Here is a 17,100-nt window from a genome sequence, read left to right on the forward strand (position 1 = left end):
ATACTGAAAATCTCAACGCTTCGGATTTTGTAACTGACAGTTATTAAGCACAATTCTGTCTCGTTTATAGACCGTGGCGCTCTCGCCTTGCGACCAGAAAACATAAATCCCGTCGGTATAACGCGCGCCCGAGGCCGAGATTCCTTGCTTCAGGGTCAGCAGCTTATTGTCATAAACAAAACTGACCTCTTCACGCGGGTTATTGACTTTAACGGTAAGCGGCTTCTCATCACACTGGTATTCCAGCGTATCCGTTTGCATACGTTCAACAAATTGTTGATAAACGCTACAGCCGGTCAGCAGCACAGGTAAACACATTATTGCGATCTTTTTCATAGGCATATCCCGAAAGCTCTCCTGCTTCTGGAAGGGCAAACGCCCCTTCCTGACCTTGCTAGTTTACCGATATAGGGTCCGGGAAAAATTCAGTTAACTCTGAGTTATTGGGTTAGCCGGGTAAATAGCGCCTAAAACACTGGCTTCTGTAGCCCCCGTCACGGAAGGTAAATTTCCCGGCAGGCCCGCGAGCGTTCGCCAGGCAAGCCAGGCAAAGGCCAGCGCTTCCATATCATCGCCGCTGATCCCCGCCTTATCGGTGGTCGAAACCTCGATACCGGGCAACAGCGCCGCCAGACGGGCCATCACTAACGGATTCCGGCTTCCGCCGCCACAAACCATCAGCCGCTCGCAGCCGCCATTGAGCAGCACCTGTTGGGCGATGGAGACCGCCGTCAGCTCCGCCAGCGTGGCCTGTACATCGCGCGCGTCTGCGCCAGGGAAAGCCGTAAGATGACGCTCTAACCAGCCATAGTTGAAATATTCGCGTCCTGTACTTTTGGGCGCCGACGCAGCAAAGTACGGATCGCGCAACATCTTTTGCAGCAATGGAAGAATAACCTGACCTTCTTTCGCCCATGCCGCGTCTTTGTCGTAGGGCTGCGCGCATTGTCGCCAAATCCACGCATCCATCAACATATTACCCGGCCCCGTGTCGTACCCGCGCACCGCCTGTCCGGGGAAAAGCAGAGATAAATTGGCGATGCCGCCGATATTCAGGACCATACGTTTTTCCGTCGGATGTCCCAACAGCGCGTGATGGAAAGCGGGCACCAGCGGCGCGCCTTGTCCGCCCAGCGCAATATCCCGCCGCCGAAAATCGCCGACCACTGTAATCCCCGTATGGGCGACGATGTGATTATTATCGCCAATTTGCAGCGTATGCGGGGCCTCGCCGGTCGGTTCATGCCAGACCGTTTGCCCATGACAACCAATGGCGACGATATCCCGCGGCTGCAAACGTTGTTGCGCTAACAGCGCATTAACCGCCTGTGCAAAAAGCCGGCCTAACTGGGTATCCAGCTGGCCGAGTTGCGAGAGCGTAAGCGGTTGTCCCTGGCAAATATCGAGAATGCCTTTTTTCAGATGAACGGGAATGGGCCAGGTGAGACTTGCCTGTTGCGCAACCATGGTTTCATCAATTGCCGCCAGTACAACATCCACGCCATCAAGGCTGGTTCCGGACATAACGCCAATAAAACGGCCCGATTTCATACCTCTTCCTTATTAAGCTGGGTTAAGCCTTAACACTCGGCATAACGTATTTTGCAATGCGATGCCCGCGTCACGTTTTTTGCCGTGCCGTCCACGGATATCAATAACCTATCTTTTCTTGCTTCCCACTTCGTTTAAGATTAGTTAATTAACTTCTGATTATGATTTTTACATTCTTTCGGCAGAAGATATGACCTTAACTGCATAAATGCCATATAATTTAGCTATAGGGATGCTGAAATAGCGTTTCGTGAAGAACAGGAGATGGGTAAATGATTAAACGTGTACTGGCCGTTTCACTGATGGGGTTATCCTTAGCTGGGTGTGTTAACAATGATAGCCTTTCGGGTGATGTTTATACCGCATCCGAGGCTAAACAAGTTCAGAATGTAACGTACGGTACTATCGTTAACGTTCGTCCGGTTCAAATTCAGGGCGGTGATGATTCTAACGTGATTGGCGCTATCGGCGGCGCGGTGTTGGGCGGATTCCTCGGCAACACTATCGGCGGCGGTACGGGTCGTTCACTGGCGACCGCGGCAGGCGCGGTGGCTGGTGGCGTAGCGGGCCAGGGCGTCCAGAGCGCAATGAATAAAACCCAGGGTGTGGAACTGGAAATTCGTAAAGACGATGGCAACACCATTATGGTTGTGCAGAAACAAGGAAATACGCGTTTCTCGGCAGGTCAGCGTGTCGTGCTGGCCAGCAACGGCAGCCAGGTTACTGTCTCTCCACGCTAAACAGGCTTTACGTGTGGTCACATGGCCACACGTATGCCCCTGCACCTCAATCGTGAGAGTGCAATTCCATAATGTTGTGTTCAAGTTTAGCGACAAGTTTAATCAGAAGCTCAATCTCCTCTGAAGAAATCCCAGCCAAAATTTCACCGCGCGTTTTATGAATGACCTCTTCCATCTCAGCGATCAGCGGCTCCGCTTTTTCGGTCAGTTTAATCCGCTTAGCGCGACGATCGCTGGCGCAGGTTTGCCGCGAAATTAGCCCCTTATCTTCAAGTTGATCCAACGTGCGTACCAGCGATGGCTGCTCAATGCCTATCGCTTTAGCCAATTGAATCTGCGACTGGTCAGGCGGCAATTGATGAATATTGTGCAACGTGACCCAATGTGTCTGCGTCAATTCCAGAGGCTTGAGGCGATGGTCAATCAGAGCACGCCAAATGCGCACCAACCGTGCCAGATCAGAACCTAGTGGCGATTCCAATTTCATCTCCTTATAATTAGCTTGCTAAGTTATTATGCTGATTTTAGAATAGTGTGCAGTATTTGTATTCTCAAAACAAATGTATTGCTAAATTTGCTTACCAATAGACATTTTTTCAGACATAGTGCGCACCTGGCACCTGTAGCTTCGGTTTTGGCTAAAACTAAAGCATCGATGTCTGACGCAAAGGAACATTGCTTGTGAAGTGTATACTCAACGCCACAGGATTGCCCTTACAAGATCTCATGTTGGGAGCATCTGTTTACTTTCCGCCATTCTTTAAAGCCTTTGCGCTTGGGTTCGTTATCTGGTTGTTTATTCACCGACTCCTGCGTGACCGGATATACTCTGATGAAATCTGGCATCCCCTGTTAATGGATCTCTCCCTCTTTACGCTTTGCGTATGTCTGGGCCTCGTTTTACTGATCGCGTGGTAAATATGTCGTTAAAAACAATAAAATATTTTTCTACTCTCATTGTCGCCGTTGTCGCCGTTCTGGCCGCGTGGTGGTTATGGAATTACTATATGCAGTCACCGTGGACGCGCGATGGTAAAATCCGCGCGGAACAGGTCAGCGTAACGCCGCAGGTTTCTGGCAGCATTATCCAACTCAATATCAAAGATAATCAGTTCGTCAACGCCGGGGACGTTCTCTTTGTCATTGATAAAACGCCCTTCCATATTGCAGAACTTAACGCGCAGGCGCAGTTGGCCAAAGCGCAGTCCGATCTGGCAAAAGCGAATAATGAAGCCGATCGACGTCGACATTTATCGCGTAACTACATCTCTGCTGAAGATCTGGATAGCGCCAATCTGAATGTTAAAGCGATGCAGGCCAGCGTAGATGTCGCACTGGCGACGTTAAAACAGGCGCAGTGGCAGCTTAGCCAGACGGAAGTAAAAGCGCCGGTATCCGGCTGGGTGACCAACCTTTCCACGCGTACCGGTGATTATGCCAGCACCGGTAAGCCACTTTTCGCCCTGGTAGATAGCCATTCATTTTATGTAATGGGATATTTCGAAGAAACCAAACTACGCCACATCCGCGAAGGTGAGCCTGCATTAATAACACTGTATAGTGGCAATGTTAAGTTACAGGGTCACGTTGGCAGTATCGGGCGCGCTATTTACGACCAAAGCGTGGAAAGTGACTCCGGTTTAGTGCCCGATATTAAACCCAACGTACCGTGGGTACGTCTGGCGCAACGCGTACCGGTACGTATCGAATTTGACGCTTTGCCGCAGGATATCGCGCTCGTCTCCGGCACTACCTGCAGCGTAGCCATTGGACAGCGGTGATGAAACTCTCCCTGCCAGCCCTGCGAAATACGCCCTGGTTTAAAGCGACCTCCGGCCAGTGGCGTTACGCGTTGCGCAATACCATTGCCATGTGTCTCGCGCTGACATTCGCTTATTATCTCAATCTGGATGAGCCCTACTGGGCGATGACTTCGGCCGCAGTGGTGAGCTTTCCGACCGTAGGCGGCGTAATCAGTAAAAGTCTGGGGCGTATTGCCGGGAGTTTACTCGGCGCGACCGCCGCCTTGATTATTGCCGGCCATACGCTGAATGAACCCTGGTTGTTCTTATTTAGCATGGCCGCCTGGATCGGTTTTTGTACCTGGGCCTGCGCGCATTTTACCAATAATGTCGCTTATGCTTTCCAGTTGTCCGGCTACACGGCGGCGATCATCGCGTTCCCGATGGTTAATATTGTAGAAATCACGCAGTTGTGGGATATCGCCCAGGCACGTGTATGTGAAGTTATCGTCGGCATCCTCTGCGGCGGCATGATGATGATGATCCTGCCCAGCACATCGGATGGTACAGCCCTGCTCACCGCGTTGAAAAACATGCATGCGCGCTTGCTGGAACATGCCAGTCTACTTTGGCAGCCGGAGACTACCGACGCCATCCGCTCCGCGCATGAGGGCGTCATTGGGCAAATCCTGACCATGAACCTGCTGCGTATTCAGGCCTTCTGGAGTCACTACCGTTTTCGCCGCCAGAATGCATTGCTAAATGCATTGTTACACCAGCAATTACGGCTAACCAGCGTGATCTCTAGTCTGCGTAGAATGCTTTTAAACTGGCCGACGCCGCCGGAAAACAGCCGCGAAGTCATTGAACAACTCTTAGCTGAGTTGGCAAAACCGCGCGCGGACAGCTACACCGTGGCGCGGATTATTGCGCCGCTACGCCCGCAGGATGAACAGGATTATCGTCACCTCGCGTTCTGGCAGCGATTACGCTATTTTTGCCACTTATATCTGCGCAGCAGCCGTCAGTTATATCTGCTCGAAAGCGGCGCGCCGGTGGATCAAATCCATATCCGCCGCACTCCCGGCCTTGCACGGCATACGGATAACGCAGAGGCCATCTGGAGCGGCGTACGTACCTTTTGCACGCTCACGGTGATTGGCGCCTGGAGTATTGGCGCGCAATGGGAATCCGGGCCCGGCGCATTAACCCTGGCGGCGATCAGTTGCGTTCTCTACTCCATCGTCGCCACTCCGTTTAAGTCGCTCACCTTATTGATGCGTACTTTAGTGCTGCTGTCCTTATGCAGCTTCGTGGTGAAATTTGGCCTGATGGTGCAAATCACCGATCTGTGGCAATTCTTGCTTTTCCTTTTTCCGCTGTTCGTCACGATGCAACTGCTTAAACTGCAGATGCCTAAGCTGGCGGGACTGTGGGGGCAGCTTATCGTTTTTATGGGCTCATTCATCGCCGTGACCAATCCGCCGGTGTACGACTTCGCCGACTTCCTTAACGATAATACCGCCAAGATCGTCGGCGTCGCGATTTCCTGGCTGGCGTTTGCGATTTTGCGCCCCGGTTCCGATGCCGTAAAAAGCCGCCGCCATATCCGCGCGCTACGCCGGGATTTCGTCGATCAGCTTAGCCGTCACCCTTCCCATAGCGAAAGCGAGTTTGAATCGCTGACCTATCATCACGTCAGTCAGCTCAGCAATAGCCAGGATGCGCTGGCGCGCCGGTGGTTATTACGTTGGGGAGTGGTACTGCTGAACTGCTCGCATGTGGTGTGGCAGCTGCGCGCCTGGGAGTCGCGTTCCGATCCGCTTTCCCGGGTGCGGGATATTTGTATATCCCTGCTGCGCGATGTGATGAGCGAGCGCGGCGTGCAGCAACGCCCGCTTGCCGTCACGCTACAGGAACTACAGCGTATCTGCGACACGCTCGCACATCATCATCAACCCGCCGCGCATGAGCTGGCGGCGATTATCTGGCGTTTACACTGTTCGCTGTCGCAGCTGGAACAGGCTCCAGCACAGGGAACGCTGGCTCCAGGTTATTTAATGACGCCGCAGGCGTAACGCATTCCGCCGCCGCCGAGCGGTTTCGGCTGATCGGACATGTTATCGCCGCCCACATGGATCATGAGCGCTTTATCTTTCACTTCATCAAGAGACTTCAGACGCGGCGCAGTAACCGGTTCGGTGGCGATACCATCATTATTAACGACTAACACCGGGAGGTCGCCCAGATGCCCCTGGCCTTCCGGTCCTTCATGCTTGCCGGTATTTTGTGGGTCCAGATGACCACCAGCGGCTTCTGCGGCAACCGCTTTGCCGTCTTTAATCGCGGGCTGGCAGCTACCGTTGGCATGAATGTGAAAACCATGCTCGCCCGGCGGCAACGCTTTAAGGTGTGGGGTAAATTTTAAGCCGCCTTCGGTTTCATCGATGACGACGGTGCCGATAGACTGTCCTACGCCTTGCGCCGTCACCAGGTTCATCTCTACTTTCTCGCTGGCGGCCTGCGCACTCGCACAGGCCAACAGCGTCACCATCGCTAAACTTAATCGCTTCATAAAACCTCCGTTACATGTGGTCGCCTGTTAAGTGTAAACCACTGGCGAAAACATGAACGGAAAGTCAACGAGTTGGCGATTACGGCACGTCATAACCCAGTGCCGCCTTGCGGATTCGGAACCACTGTTGACGCGACAATGACAGCGTTTCCGCTTCTAGTGCGGCGCGTACGCGTTCGATTTTACCCGAGCCAATAATCGGCAGCGGCTGCGACGGCAAACGTAAAATCCAGGCATAGACCACCTGTTCAATAGAACTGGCGTTGAGTTCTTGCGCGATAACGGAAAGTTCCTGGCGCAACGGCTGATAAGCCTCATCATTAAACAGCCGACCGCCGCCAAGACATGACCAGGCCATCGGACGAATACGCAGTTGCTGTAATTGATCTAATGTGCCGTCCAGCAACAAAGGCTGGTGAACCGGCGAGATCTCCACCTGGTTGGTCGCCAGGGTGAACGGCAGGCGCGATTGCAGTAACGTAAATTGCGCTGGCGTAAAATTAGAAACGCCAAAATGGCGCACTTTGCCGCTTTGGTGCAGATGTTGAAACGCCTCGGCGACGTCATCCGCATCCATTAACGGATCGGGACGGTGAATTAACAACATATCCAGATAATCTGTCGCCAGATTTTTTAATGACTGTTCGGCGCTCAGAATAATATGGCGGCGATCGGTAATATAATGACCGAGCCTATTTTCCGCTCTGGCGGTGGTCGCAATACCGCATTTGGTAACGATTTGCAGTTTTTCCCGCAAATGCGGCGCCAGCGTTAGCGCCTCGCCAAACGCCGCTTCGCACTGATAACCGCCATAAATGTCCGCATGGTCAACGGTGGTGACGCCCAAATCCAGATGTTCTTCGATAAAACTCACTAACTGACGCGCGGACATATTCCAGTCCATCAAACGCCAGTAACCCATGACAAAACGCGAAAACTCCGGGCCTTGTGGAGCGATGGTGACACGCTGAACCATAACAGATTCCTCATAGAGAATAATGAGGTTGAGTATACGCAATTCCGCGTTTAAAAGAGTGAAGGTTGTTGAGGATCTTCCGATGGGAGAGGCTTATTTGCGCGTATTTTACGCAAGAAACGCTGGCGACAAAGCCGCAGTACATTTTGTTTCTCGGCATCGCTCATTTTTTGCCAGTTAAACCGTTCGTCGCGGCTGCGCATACATCCCCGACAAAAGCCACGCTCATCAGACTGGCAGATACCGCGACATGGGCTTGCTACAGGAAAAAACTCCAACTGCTCGGCCACATCCCCTCCTCAACGTTTGGCGCTTATGACTATTGAAGACGCTAACTGACATTATGGCAACTCTGCTTGCAGTAGACCGACTGGTCTACTATACTGCCTGCTATGAATAAGCAAACCGAACACCATACCCGCGAACATCTGCTGGCCACCGGCGAGCAGCTTTGTATGCAACGGGGTTTTACCGGCATGGGGCTTAGCGAGTTGCTCAAAACCGCCCAGGTGCCTAAAGGGTCGTTTTATCACTACTTTCGCTCGAAAGAAGCCTTCGGCGTCGCCATGCTTGAGCGACATTACTCCTGCTATCATCAGCGTCTTACGGCGCACTTCACCTCCGGTCCCGGTAATCATCGCGATCGTCTTCTCGCCTGGTATCAGGAAACGTTAAAGCAGTTTTGCCAGCAAGGCGCCATCAGCGGTTGCCTGACGGTGAAACTGTCAGCGGAAGTCTGCGATCTGTCAGAGGATATGCGCTCTACGATGGATAAAGGGGCGCAGGAGATCATGGCACTGCTTGCACGCGCGCTGGAAGATGGCCGTAATAGCCACTGTTTACATTTCACCGGCCAGCCGTTGCCACAGGCGCAGGTACTTTATGCCCTGTGGCTGGGCGCCAATTTGCAGGCCAAAATATCCCGTAGCGCCGCGCCGCTGGAAAATGCGTTGGCGCATGTTAAGACCATCATTGCAACGCCTGAGCAGTAACAGGCGTTTTTATTTCCTTTATTACAAGACGACCGGTCTACTTATATCAGGAGCCACTATGTCATCAGCAAAACTGTTTACCCCCCTCAAGGTGGGTGCCATCACGGCGACAAATCGCGTATTTATGGCGCCTTTGACGCGTTTGCGGAGTATTGAACCGGGCGACATTCCTACGCCGTTAATGGCGGAATATTACCGTCAACGCGCCAGCGCCGGATTGATCATCAGCGAAGCCACACAAATCTCCGCACAGGCGAAAGGCTATGCCGGCGCACCGGGATTACACAGCGATGAGCAGATCGCCGCCTGGAAAAAAATCACTCAGGGAGTCCATGCCCAGGGCGGCCATATGGCGGTGCAACTGTGGCATACGGGCCGTATTTCACACGCCAGCCTGCAACCAGGCGGACAAGCGCCCGTCGCGCCATCCGCTATCAATGCGGGAACCCGCACCTCTTTGCGTGACGAAAACGGCCAGGCCATCCGCGTAGAGACTTCCACGCCGCGCGCGCTGGATACTCACGAGATCCCCGGGATCGTCAACGATTTCCGCCAGGCTATCGCCAATGCCCGAGAGGCAGGCTTCGATCTGGTGGAGCTGCACTCCGCGCACGGTTATCTGCTGCACCAGTTCCTCTCACCGTCTTCTAATCACCGTACCGATCAGTACGGCGGCAGCGTAGAGAGTCGCGCCCGTCTGGTGCTGGAGGTGGTTGATGCCGGCATTAAGGAATGGGGCGCGGACCGTATCGGCATCCGCCTTTCTCCTGTCGGCACTTTCCAGAATGTCGATAACGGCCCGAATGAAGAAGCTGACGCCCTTTATCTGATTGAAGCGTTAGGCAAACGCGGCATCGCTTATCTGCATATGTCTGAACCAGACTGGGCGGGCGGCGAACCGTACAGCGACGCGTTCCGTGAAAAAGTGCGCGCGCGTTTCCACGGTCCCATCATCGGCGCTGGCGCCTATACGCCAGAAAAAGCGGAAGATCTGATCGAAAAAGGGCTGATTGACGCCGTGGCGTTTGGTCGCGATTACATCGCTAACCCGGATCTGGTGGCGCGTCTGCAACGTAAAGCGGAACTTAATCCACAGCATCCCGAAAGTTTTTATGGCGGCGGCGCGGAAGGCTACACTGACTACCCTACTCTGTAATTTCATTGATAGCGGCCTCACATCGCCGCTATACTTTGAATATCTTGACTATTTTAAGGACAACGAAAATGCGTTTATTGCATACTATGCTGCGCGTCGGCGATTTGCAGCGTTCCATCGCTTTTTACACCAACGTTCTGGGCATGAAATTGCTGCGTACCAGTGAGAACCCGGAATACAAATACTCGCTGGCCTTTGTGGGATATGGTCCGGAAACGGAAGAAGCGGTCATCGAACTAACCTATAACTGGGGCGTTGAGAGCTACGACATGGGCAATGCGTATGGGCACATCGCGCTGAGCGTTGACAATGCTGCTGAAGCCTGTGAACGCATTCGTCAGAACGGCGGCAACGTGACCCGTGAAGCGGGGCCGGTAAAAGGCGGTTCGACCATCATCGCCTTCGTTGAAGATCCGGATGGCTATAAAATCGAATTGATTGAAGCTAAAGACGCAGGCCGCGGTCTGGGTAACTGATCCCCCGCCGGGCGCAGGTCACTGCGCCCGTTGTTTTACTGCATCCCGGCGTAAAATTTGCCATAATACGCGCTGCATTTTTTCGTATTAAGAGACTCAGATGTCCGATAACGCTCAACTTTCCGGTCTGTGCGACCGTTTTCGTGGTTTTTATCCTGTCGTCATCGACGTTGAAACTGCAGGATTTAACGCTAAAACCGATGCGCTGCTCGAAATCGCCGCCATCACGCTGAAAATGGATGAACAAGGCTGGCTGATGCCGGACACGACGCTGCATTTCCATGTGGAGCCGTTCGCTGGAGCCAACTTACAGCCGGAAGCGCTCGCGTTTAACGGTATCGATCCCTCTAACCCGCTACGCGGCGCGGTGAGTGAATATGAGGCGCTACACGCTATTTTCAAAATGGTGCGTAAAGGTATCAAAGACAGCGGTTGTAGCCGCGCCATTATGGTCGCGCATAACGCCACTTTTGATCACAGTTTTATGATGGCCGCCGCAGAGCGCGCCTCGCTGAAACGTAACCCGTTTCATCCGTTCGTCACCTTTGATACTGCGGCATTGAGCGGACTGGCGCTGGGACAAACGGTGTTATCAAAAGCGTGCCTGGCGGCAGGTATGGAGTTTGACGGTGAAAAAGCCCATTCCGCTTTGTATGATACCGAGCGGACAGCGGTGCTGTTTTGTGAAATCGTCAATCGCTGGAAGCGCCTGGGCGGCTGGCCGTTACCTTTGCCGACGGACAAATAACGAGGCTAACAACGCCGCTCTTGCTCACGATGGCGGTAAAAAAGCGACCTTTACAGGTCGCTTTCCTCTTTCACAGATTACTCTGCGTCCGGCTCCTGAGTTTTATATTTTGCCGCAGTTTCTTTAATAAGCTGCTGCAGCTCGCCACGCTGATACATTTCAATCACAATATCACACCCGCCGACCAGCTCGCCGTCCACCCACAGTTGTGGGAATGTCGGCCAGTTGGCGTATTTCGGTAATTCAGCGCGAATATCCGGGTTTTGCAGGATATCAACATAGGCAAAACGTTCCCCGCAGGCTGAAAGCGCCTGAACGGCCTGCGCAGAGAAACCACAGCTTGGCAGTTTCGGTGAACCTTTCATATACAGGAGAATCGGGTTTTCAGCGATCTGGCGCTGAATTTTTTCGATAGTGGTGCTCATTGTCTCGCTTCCTTAAACTACTTTTACGACCGAAGCCTGTCATTGTAACGGGTCAGGCTGGCAACGGAAAATAACATTTTCATCATGCCTTATTATTTTACCGTCTGCGGGAATAAGTTGTATACAAAATATCTTTTAAGCGGGTTGCCGCGCAGTGATTTGTAGATAACGCGTTTGTGTTTAGCATTAATTGCTATTTTTTTACATCTGTTAACGAAACATAGCTTCAGAAACCAAAAGCAATTACCAATCTGTGCTTTTGTAGATTAGAATTATCAGGTTTTGTAAATCATACGCAGGCATGAATTGCCTGCCTTTAACAGAGGATTGCTCAGTGGCGCGGATAAACAAAATCTCGATCACGCTCTGTGCTTTACTTTTTACTACTCTCCCCTTTACGCCAATGGCCCATGCTTCCAGGCAAGCCAAAGCGACGCCTGCTGTTTCTCATGTCACGAAAACGGCAGATAAAAAGAAAAGCACAACGAAAAAGATCAGTAAAACCAGCAAAAAAAACGTAAAAAAAACCTCAAAAACCAGCCGTTCTTCTTCCGCTTCTACGCCAAAACGTACCACCGCCTCCACAAAATCTCGTCATACGACGCATCGTCGTAACAGAACCGCGCCCACGTCAATCGCCGCCCTCGACGTAACGGAAAAATGCACGACGCGTAAAGGCCGTAAGCCGCACTGCGTGAAGGGGAAAGGAACATTGCCGGTCTCTATTGCCGATGCGCATCGTGCAAAAGTACAAAAAGCGACGAAAACCGCGATGTCCAAGCTCATGAATCAGATTGGTAAACCGTATCACTGGGGAGGCGCATCGCCGCGCACCGGTTTTGATTGCAGCGGTCTGGTTTATTATGCCTATAAAGATTTAGTGAAGATCCGTATCCCCCGAACGGCGAATGAGATGTATCACCTGCGTGACGCGGCGCCCATTGAGCGTAGCGAGTTGAAAAACGGCGATCTGGTGTTCTTCCGTACGCAGGGGCGCGGCACCGCCGATCACGTTGGCGTCTATGTCGGCAACGGTAAGTTTATTCAGTCCCCGCGCAGCGGTCAGGAAATTAAGATCACCTCACTGAACGAAGAATACTGGCAACGTCATTATGTCGGCGCTCGTCGGGTGATGACGCCTAAAACAATTCGCTAATATTTTATCCTGTCGTTTAACGACAGGATAACTTCTTCTTTTGCGCCACCTCTCAATTTGCTACCCTATCCTTACGCGCACCAGGGTTATTGTGCGTGCGCAATATTAATAATAAGGAGAGAAGCAATGTCGTTCGAATTACCTGCATTACCGTATGCCAAAGATGCTCTGGCGCCGCATATTTCTGCTGAGACGCTGGAATATCACTATGGCAAACATCATCAGACTTACGTGACCAATCTTAACAATTTGATCAAAGGCACGGCGTTTGAAGGCAAATCGCTGGAAGAGATCGTGCGCGCCTCCGAAGGCGGTATCTTTAATAACGCCGCTCAGGTGTGGAACCACACCTTCTACTGGAACTGCCTGGCGCCAAACGCTGGCGGCGAACCGACCGGGAGACTGGCTGAAGCTATCGCGGCATCTTTTGGCAGCTTCGCGGAATTTAAAGCGCAGTTCACCGATGCCGCTATCAAAAACTTTGGTTCCGGATGGACATGGCTGGTAAAAAGCGCTGATGGCAAACTGGCTATCGTTTCTACCTCAAATGCCGGTACGCCGCTGACTACGGATGCAACGCCGTTGCTGACGGTTGATGTGTGGGAACACGCGTATTACATCGACTACCGCAACGCCCGTCCAAACTATCTGGAGCATTTCTGGGCGCTGGTTAACTGGGAATTTGTTGCGAAAAATCTCGCCGCATAAGTCTGAGTACGCAGAAGGTACGCCTTCTGCGTTTTAGAGAGGGATAGAATAGAGGAGACGCCCCCCCTCAGAAGAGAGGAAATCAGTGCAGAGCGGCCGTTAATCCACCTGCGACAATCACGCCCAGAACAATCAGCGTAGTAATCAACGAAAATTTCAGGTCGGTACTCATCAAGTTTTCTCCTTTTTATTTCCACACAAAAAGTGATATAGCGCATTTTTGCACATTCCCGCCCAAAAATCTCTCATGTTTTATATTGATAACTGTTTTTAACGCTTCCCCTTTTCCTCAAGATCAGACAAAATTCCAGGCTTACTGAATTAGCGTAACGGCCATTGACCCCTTCCTGACGTTCCGTGTCGTTTTTCCGGCGTGCCGCAACCCTGATGTTGCGATTAGGGTGTGTGTAGGCAAACGTTTACCTGGCGTTTCTCAGGAGCTTAGCGAGGGTCTGGAGTGAAATGTAATGGCAACAATTAAAGATGTAGCGAAACGAGCAAACGTTTCCACTACAACTGTATCACACGTAATCAACAAAACGCGTTTTGTCGCTGAAGAAACGCGTAACGCGGTCTGGGCGGCAATTAAAGAGCTGCACTACTCTCCCAGCGCCGTCGCGCGTAGCCTGAAGGTTAACCATACCAAGTCGATAGGCTTACTGGCGACCAGCAGCGAAGCGGCCTATTTTGCCGAAATTATCGAGGCGGTTGAAAAAAACTGTTTCCAGAAAGGCTATACGCTGATTTTAGGCAACGCCTGGAATAACCTGGAAAAACAGCGCGCCTACCTGTCCATGATGGCGCAAAAGCGCGTGGATGGCCTGCTGGTGATGTGTTCTGAGTATCCAGAACCTCTGCTTTCCATGCTGGAAGAGTATCGCCATATTCCGATGGTGGTGATGGACTGGGGTGAAGCGAAGGCCGATTTTACCGACACGGTGATTGATAACGCCTTTGCAGGCGGCTATATGGCGGGTCGTTATCTGGTTGAGCGCGGCCACCGGGATATCGGCGTTATTCCCGGCCCGCTGGAGCGCAACACCGGCGCGGGCCGGCTGGCAGGCTTTATGAAAGCCATGGAGGAGGCGCTGATCAACGTGCCGGACAACTGGATTGTTCAGGGCGACTTCGAGCCGGAATCCGGTTACCACGCGATGCAGCAAATTTTATCGCAGTCACATCGCCCTACCGCCGTTTTCTGCGGCGGCGATATTATGGCGATGGGCGCGCTTTGCGCGGCTGACGAAATGGGGCTTCGCGTACCGCAGGACGTTTCGGTGATCGGTTATGACAATGTGCGTAACGCCCGTTTCTTTACCCCGGCGCTGACGACGATTCACCAGCCCAAAGACTCTTTAGGTGAAACCGCATTTAATATGCTATTGGATCGCATCGTCAATAAGCGTGAAGAGTCACAGTCTATTGAAGTTCATCCACGCCTGGTTGAGCGTCGCTCGGTCGCTGACGGCCCGTTCCGCGACTATCGGCGTTAATCCCCACTGTCGGGAGCCTCTTCTGGCTCCCGCAGCCACTCCCGATTCAACGTTTCGCTATCGCCCAAATAGTCCAGCAGCCATGCCAGCGTGGGCGAGGCTTCGTTTTGCTGCCACGTCACGCAACAGGCCGCATCGGGAAACGGATTCTCTAACGTCAGCGCCACCCATTTTCCGCTGTCTATCCACTGTCGGGCAAAATGCGTCGGCACCATTCCCACGCATAGTCCTGCCGACAGGCAGGTTGCCGATGACTCCCAGTCCGGTACGACGACCCTTTTTTGGTTATCCAGCAGCCAGGTAATCCGTTTCGGTAAGGTTCGCGAAGTGTCTTCCCTGACCAGCGACGGCCAGTTGCGCAGGGTATCATCGCTTAACGGCCCAGGCATCGACGCCAGCGGGTGATCGCTTGCCACTACGCAGCTCCAGCTCAGGGTCCCCATATCCCGAAAAGCGTAACGCCCCCCTACCGGAATCGCCTGCGTCGCCCCAATCGCCAGTTCGACACGCCCGTCGGAGAGCGCGTCCCAGACGCCGTTAAACACCTCCTGAAAAACCAGCAGTTCCACATCGTCAAAATGGCGATAGAAATCGACGATCATCTGCCGGGTACGTTCTGGTCTGACGATATTGTCCACCGCAATAGCTAACTGCCCGCGCCAGCCATTAGCAATTTGCTGACACTGCTGGCGAGTGATCTGCATTTTTTTGATAACAGAACGCCCTTCTTTTAAAAACCAGACGCCAGCAGGCGTCAGTTCAACATCACGGTGACGTCGTACAAAAAGCGGTACGGCCAGCCACTCCTCTAACTGACGAACGGTGTAACTGACTGCTGAAGGCACACGGTGCAGTTCCTGCGCCGCCGCGCTAAAACTGCCATTGCGCGCTACGGCGTCAACCACTTCAAGCGAGTATTCCGACCACATAATTTGCCTACAAAAATTTTGAATTCACTGGACAAATATTAACGTTTCACAACCGTAATTTCACTCCCTACACTCTGCGACAATGTCTGTCTGATAAGAAAGAGAAACAAATATGCAACCTGGAAAAGGTTTTTTAGTCTGGTTAGCCGGTCTTAGCGTGCTGGGATTTCTGGCTACGGACATGTACCTGCCCGCGTTTGCCGCCATACAGGCGGATTTACAAACGCCCGCCGCCGCGGTCAGCGCCAGCCTCAGCCTGTTTTTAGCTGGCTTTGCCGTCGCGCAACTCCTCTGGGGACCGCTATCGGATCGTTATGGCCGTAAACCGATTTTACTGCTGGGGTTATCTATCTTTGCACTCGGAAGTCTGGGGATGCTGTGGGTAGAAAGCGCGGCAGCACTGCTGACGCTGCGCTTTGTGCAGGCCGTCGGCGTTTGCGCGGCAACGGTAATCTGGCAAGCGCTGGTGACCGATTATTATCCTTCGCAAAAAATTAACCGTATCTTCGCCACGATCATGCCACTGGTGGGATTATCCCCGGCGCTTGCGCCCTTACTGGGAAGCTGGATACTGACGCATTTCTCATGGCAGGCGATTTTCGCCACCCTGTTCGTGATTACGTTGTTGCTGATGTTGCCGGCGCTGCGCTTAAAACCATCGGTAAAAGCGCGTACCGAAGGACAGGATAAACTCACTTTCGCGACACTGTTACGCTCTAAAACCTATCGCGGTAATGTGCTGATTTATGCCGCCTGTTCCGCCAGCTTTTTTGCGTGGCTAACAGGGTCGCCGTTTATTCTCAGCGCGATGGGTTACAGCCCGGCAGTGATTGGCCTGAGCTATGTTCCGCAAACCATCGCTTTTCTGATTGGCGGATATGGTTGCCGCGCGGCGCTACAAAAATGGCAGGGCTACCAATTGCTTCCGTGGCTGTTAGGGCTGTATGCGCTGAGCGTTATCGCCACCTGGGGAGCGGGCCTTCTGAATAATGCCTCACTGGTGGAGATCCTGATTCCTTTCTGCGTAATGGCGATTGCTAATGGCGCCATCTACCCTATCGTCGTCGCGCAAGCGTTACGCCCTTTCCCTCAAGCCACGGGACGCGCTGCGGCGCTACAAAATACGCTGCAACTGGGGTTATGTTTCCTGGCAAGCCTGGTGGTTTCATGGCTCATCAGCACGCCGCTGTTGACCACCACCAGCGTAATGCTTTCTACCGTTGTTCTGGCGGCGTTAGGTTACAAAATGCAGTCTCATGCAGATTGCGCTGAGGCCGAATTTCCCCATGCCAATGTCGCCCACGACAAGTCTCACTAAAGACTTGTTAACCGCTGGTAATTAGCACGCTAACAATTTTCGGTTGAATCATCAAAAATTGCGGCCTATACTGATTCCCGGTTGTTTATATTACGATAATTATTAGGCATTAACG

21 protein-coding genes are annotated in these 17,100 nt (G+C 52.6%); 12 read left to right on the plus strand and 9 right to left on the minus strand.

Translation table 11 applies throughout. The features are described 5' to 3' along the window. Nucleotides 1-12: 12 nt before the first annotated feature. Nucleotides 13-342, minus strand: a complete 330-nt coding sequence (gene mliC, locus ACLJR2_RS07350; RefSeq protein ID WP_001132086.1) for a C-type lysozyme inhibitor — start codon at nt 340-342, stop codon at nt 13-15. An 87-nt stretch (nt 343-429) separates the two neighbouring features. Next, nucleotides 430-1,551 carry an anhydro-N-acetylmuramic acid kinase gene (gene anmK, locus ACLJR2_RS07355; protein ID WP_000835021.1) on the minus strand — a complete coding sequence of 374 codons (1,122 nt, stop codon included), beginning with the start codon at nt 1,549-1,551 and terminating at the stop codon, nt 430-432. A 272-nt stretch (nt 1,552-1,823) separates the two neighbouring features. Here anmK and slyB point away from each other — a divergent pair, with 272 nt between their 5' ends. Continuing rightward, on the plus strand, nt 1,824-2,291 hold the full coding sequence (slyB, locus tag ACLJR2_RS07360; protein WP_000597179.1) for an outer membrane lipoprotein SlyB: 468 nt from the start codon (nt 1,824-1,826) through the stop codon (nt 2,289-2,291). Nucleotides 2,292-2,337: 46 nt separating this feature from the next. Here slyB and slyA read toward each other — a convergent pair whose 3' ends face one another. Beyond that, complete coding sequence (slyA, locus tag ACLJR2_RS07365; RefSeq protein WP_000764554.1) at nt 2,338-2,778, minus strand: transcriptional regulator SlyA; 441 nt, start codon at nt 2,776-2,778, stop codon at nt 2,338-2,340. A 194-nt stretch (nt 2,779-2,972) separates the two neighbouring features. Here slyA and ACLJR2_RS07370 point away from each other — a divergent pair, with 194 nt between their 5' ends. The 3 genes from ACLJR2_RS07370 to ACLJR2_RS07380 are packed head-to-tail and all read left to right on the plus strand — an operon-like array spanning nt 2,973 to nt 6,111. Further along, nucleotides 2,973-3,209, plus strand: a complete 237-nt coding sequence (locus ACLJR2_RS07370) for a DUF1656 domain-containing protein (protein ID WP_000649755.1) — start codon at nt 2,973-2,975, stop codon at nt 3,207-3,209. Between the two features lie 2 nt (nt 3,210-3,211). After that, complete coding sequence (locus tag ACLJR2_RS07375; RefSeq protein ID WP_001534073.1) at nt 3,212-4,072, plus strand: HlyD family secretion protein; 861 nt, start codon at nt 3,212-3,214, stop codon at nt 4,070-4,072. Next, nucleotides 4,072-6,111, plus strand: coding sequence for an FUSC family protein (locus ACLJR2_RS07380; protein WP_000777637.1), 2,040 nt, complete (start codon nt 4,072-4,074; stop codon nt 6,109-6,111). Before ACLJR2_RS07375 ends, ACLJR2_RS07380 begins: the two co-directional genes overlap by 1 nt. On the opposite strand, the gene sodC2 is transcribed toward ACLJR2_RS07380, so the two are convergent. The 3 genes from sodC2 to ACLJR2_RS07395 form a co-directional block, all read right to left on the minus strand. After that, on the minus strand, nt 6,087-6,608 hold the full coding sequence (gene sodC2 / locus ACLJR2_RS07385) for a superoxide dismutase [Cu-Zn] SodC2 (protein WP_000826829.1): 522 nt from the start codon (nt 6,606-6,608) through the stop codon (nt 6,087-6,089). The two genes, ACLJR2_RS07380 and sodC2, sit on opposite strands and share 25 nt — an antisense overlap. Before the next feature lie 79 nt (nt 6,609-6,687). Continuing rightward, nucleotides 6,688-7,584 carry an aldo/keto reductase family oxidoreductase gene (locus ACLJR2_RS07390; RefSeq protein WP_000250721.1) on the minus strand — a complete coding sequence of 299 codons (897 nt, stop codon included), beginning with the start codon at nt 7,582-7,584 and terminating at the stop codon, nt 6,688-6,690. Nucleotides 7,585-7,634: 50 nt separating this feature from the next. Continuing rightward, the gene (locus ACLJR2_RS07395; RefSeq protein ID WP_001538148.1) at nt 7,635-7,874 is read right to left on the minus strand and encodes a DUF1289 domain-containing protein; all 240 of its coding nucleotides are present in this window, start codon (nt 7,872-7,874) and stop codon (nt 7,635-7,637) included. A gap of 102 nt (nt 7,875-7,976) precedes the next feature. On the opposite strand from ACLJR2_RS07395, the gene ACLJR2_RS07400 reads away from it, so the two are divergent. From ACLJR2_RS07400 to rnt, 4 genes are all read left to right on the plus strand, one after another. Then, nucleotides 7,977-8,576 (plus strand): TetR/AcrR family transcriptional regulator, encoded by a 600-nt coding sequence (locus ACLJR2_RS07400; RefSeq protein WP_001041835.1) that lies wholly within the window; start codon nt 7,977-7,979, stop codon nt 8,574-8,576. 58 nt (nt 8,577-8,634) lie between these two features. Continuing rightward, a complete protein-coding gene (locus ACLJR2_RS07405) occupies nt 8,635-9,732 on the plus strand; it encodes an N-ethylmaleimide reductase (protein WP_219829022.1) in 1,098 nt (365 codons plus the stop codon). Between the two features lie 68 nt (nt 9,733-9,800). Continuing rightward, a complete protein-coding gene (gene gloA / locus ACLJR2_RS07410) occupies nt 9,801-10,208 on the plus strand; it encodes a lactoylglutathione lyase (protein ID WP_001237787.1) in 408 nt (135 codons plus the stop codon). 100 nt (nt 10,209-10,308) lie between these two features. After that, nucleotides 10,309-10,956: a ribonuclease T gene (gene rnt, locus ACLJR2_RS07415; RefSeq protein WP_001282272.1), complete on the plus strand. Its 648-nt coding sequence runs from the start codon at nt 10,309-10,311 to the stop codon at nt 10,954-10,956. Nucleotides 10,957-11,033: 77 nt separating this feature from the next. Here rnt and grxD read toward each other — a convergent pair whose 3' ends face one another. Continuing rightward, entirely contained in the window at nt 11,034-11,381 is a 348-nt protein-coding gene (gene grxD, locus ACLJR2_RS07420) for a monothiol glutaredoxin 4 (protein WP_000108176.1), read from the minus strand. Between the two features lie 334 nt (nt 11,382-11,715). Between grxD and ACLJR2_RS07425 the strand changes: the two genes are divergently transcribed. Together ACLJR2_RS07425 and sodB are read left to right on the plus strand one after the other, a co-directional pair. Further along, nucleotides 11,716-12,537 (plus strand): C40 family peptidase, encoded by an 822-nt coding sequence (locus ACLJR2_RS07425; RefSeq protein WP_001520344.1) that lies wholly within the window; start codon nt 11,716-11,718, stop codon nt 12,535-12,537. A gap of 126 nt (nt 12,538-12,663) precedes the next feature. Further along, nucleotides 12,664-13,245, plus strand: coding sequence for a superoxide dismutase [Fe] (sodB, locus tag ACLJR2_RS07430; RefSeq protein WP_000007295.1), 582 nt, complete (start codon nt 12,664-12,666; stop codon nt 13,243-13,245). A gap of 82 nt (nt 13,246-13,327) precedes the next feature. Here the strand turns inward: sodB and ACLJR2_RS07435 are convergent, their stop codons facing one another. Beyond that, nucleotides 13,328-13,417 (minus strand): YnhF family membrane protein, encoded by a 90-nt coding sequence (locus ACLJR2_RS07435; RefSeq protein ID WP_000102277.1) that lies wholly within the window; start codon nt 13,415-13,417, stop codon nt 13,328-13,330. A gap of 295 nt (nt 13,418-13,712) precedes the next feature. On the opposite strand from ACLJR2_RS07435, the gene purR reads away from it, so the two are divergent. Then, complete coding sequence (purR, locus tag ACLJR2_RS07440; RefSeq protein WP_000190992.1) at nt 13,713-14,738, plus strand: HTH-type transcriptional repressor PurR; 1,026 nt, start codon at nt 13,713-13,715, stop codon at nt 14,736-14,738. Here purR and punR read toward each other — a convergent pair. Further along, nucleotides 14,735-15,667: a DNA-binding transcriptional activator PunR gene (gene punR, locus ACLJR2_RS07445; RefSeq protein ID WP_000269526.1), complete on the minus strand. Its 933-nt coding sequence runs from the start codon at nt 15,665-15,667 to the stop codon at nt 14,735-14,737. The genes purR and punR overlap by 4 nt on opposite strands. Before the next feature lie 112 nt (nt 15,668-15,779). On the opposite strand from punR, the gene punC reads away from it, so the two are divergent. After that, nucleotides 15,780-16,985, plus strand: coding sequence for a purine nucleoside transporter PunC (punC, locus tag ACLJR2_RS07450; RefSeq protein ID WP_001182315.1), 1,206 nt, complete (start codon nt 15,780-15,782; stop codon nt 16,983-16,985). The last annotated feature ends 115 nt before the right edge of the window (nt 16,986-17,100 follow it).

It is taken from the genome of Salmonella sp. SAL03688 (assembly GCF_046551895.1).
GTDB classification, from domain to species: domain Bacteria; phylum Pseudomonadota; class Gammaproteobacteria; order Enterobacterales; family Enterobacteriaceae; genus Salmonella; species Salmonella enterica.

Excerpts from the sequence above, each read along its gene's own strand:
- ACLJR2_RS07375 (WP_001534073.1), top strand. The coding sequence starts at position 3,212 with ATGTCGTTAAAAACAATAAAATATTTTTCTACTCTCATTGTCGCCGTT.
- anmK (WP_000835021.1), bottom strand. The coding sequence starts at position 1,551 with ATGAAATCGGGCCGTTTTATTGGCGTTATGTCCGGAACCAGCCTTGAT.
- sodB (WP_000007295.1), top strand. The coding sequence starts at position 12,664 with ATGTCGTTCGAATTACCTGCATTACCGTATGCCAAAGATGCTCTGGCG.
- slyB (WP_000597179.1), top strand. The coding sequence starts at position 1,824 with ATGATTAAACGTGTACTGGCCGTTTCACTGATGGGGTTATCCTTAGCT.
- ACLJR2_RS07435 (WP_000102277.1), bottom strand. The coding sequence starts at position 13,417 with ATGAGTACCGACCTGAAATTTTCGTTGATTACTACGCTGATTGTTCTG.
- ACLJR2_RS07380 (WP_000777637.1), top strand. The coding sequence starts at position 4,072 with ATGAAACTCTCCCTGCCAGCCCTGCGAAATACGCCCTGGTTTAAAGCG.
- ACLJR2_RS07390 (WP_000250721.1), bottom strand. The coding sequence starts at position 7,584 with ATGGTTCAGCGTGTCACCATCGCTCCACAAGGCCCGGAGTTTTCGCGT.
- grxD (WP_000108176.1), bottom strand. The coding sequence starts at position 11,381 with ATGAGCACCACTATCGAAAAAATTCAGCGCCAGATCGCTGAAAACCCG.
- punR (WP_000269526.1), bottom strand. The coding sequence starts at position 15,667 with ATGTGGTCGGAATACTCGCTTGAAGTGGTTGACGCCGTAGCGCGCAAT.
- sodC2 (WP_000826829.1), bottom strand. The coding sequence starts at position 6,608 with ATGAAGCGATTAAGTTTAGCGATGGTGACGCTGTTGGCCTGTGCGAGT.
- ACLJR2_RS07400 (WP_001041835.1), top strand. The coding sequence starts at position 7,977 with ATGAATAAGCAAACCGAACACCATACCCGCGAACATCTGCTGGCCACC.
- slyA (WP_000764554.1), bottom strand. The coding sequence starts at position 2,778 with ATGAAATTGGAATCGCCACTAGGTTCTGATCTGGCACGGTTGGTGCGC.
- punC (WP_001182315.1), top strand. The coding sequence starts at position 15,780 with ATGCAACCTGGAAAAGGTTTTTTAGTCTGGTTAGCCGGTCTTAGCGTG.
- ACLJR2_RS07405 (WP_219829022.1), top strand. The coding sequence starts at position 8,635 with ATGTCATCAGCAAAACTGTTTACCCCCCTCAAGGTGGGTGCCATCACG.
- rnt (WP_001282272.1), top strand. The coding sequence starts at position 10,309 with ATGTCCGATAACGCTCAACTTTCCGGTCTGTGCGACCGTTTTCGTGGT.
- purR (WP_000190992.1), top strand. The coding sequence starts at position 13,713 with ATGGCAACAATTAAAGATGTAGCGAAACGAGCAAACGTTTCCACTACA.
- gloA (WP_001237787.1), top strand. The coding sequence starts at position 9,801 with ATGCGTTTATTGCATACTATGCTGCGCGTCGGCGATTTGCAGCGTTCC.
- mliC (WP_001132086.1), bottom strand. The coding sequence starts at position 342 with ATGCCTATGAAAAAGATCGCAATAATGTGTTTACCTGTGCTGCTGACC.